At 50.1% G+C, this 1,514-nt stretch carries 2 protein-coding genes and 1 pseudogene; all 3 read right to left on the reverse strand.

Going from position 1 to position 1,514, the window contains the following annotated elements; all coding sequences use genetic code 11:
* Positions 1–120: 120 nt before the first annotated feature.
* Complete coding sequence (locus ABZJ92_RS14205) at positions 121–180, reverse strand: type I toxin-antitoxin system Ibs family toxin (protein WP_001387081.1); 60 nt, start codon at positions 178–180, stop codon at positions 121–123.
* Between the two features lie 238 nt (positions 181–418).
* Positions 419–1,345 (reverse strand): annotated as a pseudogene (locus ABZJ92_RS14210) (flotillin family protein); the annotation flags it as partial.
* A gap of 15 nt (positions 1,346–1,360) precedes the next feature.
* On the reverse strand, positions 1,361–1,514 hold a 154-nt coding region (locus ABZJ92_RS14215; protein ID WP_052089026.1), incomplete at its 5' end, for an IS1 family transposase.

Genomic DNA, 1,514 nt, shown 5'->3' on the forward strand with positions numbered 1-1,514 from the left:
AATCCCCGGCTTTTTGGGCCAGGGATATGTGTTAATGAAACCTTCTTGACGCTGATTTTTTTTCAACCTAAAGTAAAGGAACAAGGGTGAGGGAGGATTTCTCCCCCCTCTGATTGGCTGTTAATAAGCTGCGAAACTTACGAGTAACAACACAATCAGTATGATGACGAGCTTCATCATAACCCTTTCCTTCTGTAAGGCCCCTTCCTCGGGAGGGGCTTTCCCGTTTCAGCCCTTTGCTGACTCCCCGATTGTTGATGAGCGCCGGACCTCGCGCAACGCTTTCCCAGAGGCAGTTTTGCCTTCCCCGAGCGGTCACGCAAAACGTTGCAACGACCTGATCATTTGCAGTTTTTAGCGGAACGCAGATATAAAAAATCCCCGGCTTTTTGTGCCAGGGACGTTCATAGCTGAAAATTTATTTTACGTTTTCGGCGACGGGAGTTGTTGAGATTAAGGGTGAAGTCAATGCCGCCAGTGAACCGCCTGAAACGCCAATTTCATTGAGCAAGGAGTCAATCAGCGGAGCCTGTGTGCGGTAAGAGAGAGCGGCTGATAATGCTTGTTCCGCTAGGTTTCCGCCCCCCACATTACCCGTGTTTGCATCACCCGCAGCGCTGCCACTATTCAGACCATCGACCTGAATAATCTTGATACCGTCAATAGATTTCATCGGCTCAACGGATTTTTCTATTACCGCAGGTAGCGCCTGCAACAAGGCCAGTTTGAATTTAAGGCTGGTTTGTTCATCAGAAAGTACGTTGATAGCATCGTTCAGCGCACGTTGTGCTTCTGCTTCCGCCAGACCCTTTTTATGTGTAGCTTCGGCTAACTCAACGATAGCCGCCGCCTGCATCTCTGCGGCTTCTTTTTCTGCTTTCGCCCGCACGGTCAGTTCAACCGCTTTGGTTTCTGCATCCTGCGCGGCAGCGATTAGGGCAACTTGTTTAGCACGATCGGCTTCTGCGGTCTGGCGAGTGGTTTCTACGTTTTGTTGCGCACTTACTGCTTCTGCGAGTGCAAGGTTAGCACGCGCTTCTGCCTGGGACTGTTGTTCCGATTTGGCGGCAATAGCGATCGATTTCGTCTGGTTGGCGATTTCGGTGACCTGCTGCTGTTCGATCTCTTTAATACGAACTTCACGTTCAGCCTCAACCTTTCTTGAGCGGACGGCCTGCTCGCGCTCGATCTCCGTTTCCTGAATTTGTCGTTCAGCCAGAATTCGCGTCTGCTCTGCTTCACGACGACGTTCAGCTTCAAAAGCCGCAATACGTGCATTCTGTTCGGCAGTACGGGTTTTAACCTGCTGCTCCTGCTCAAGCGTCATAAACGCTTCTTGTTGTTCGGTAATGACTCCAACTTACTGATAGTGTTTTATGTTCAGATAATGCCCGATGACCTTGTCATGCAACTCCACCGATTTTGAGAACGACAGTAACTTCCGTCCCAGCCTTGCCAGATGTTGTCTCAGATTCAGATTATGTCGCTCAATGCGCTGAGTGTAACGCTTGCTG

The sequence above is a fragment of the Shigella sp. FJ200513 genome (genome assembly GCF_040495915.1).
Taxonomy (GTDB): domain Bacteria; phylum Pseudomonadota; class Gammaproteobacteria; order Enterobacterales; family Enterobacteriaceae; genus ECMA0423.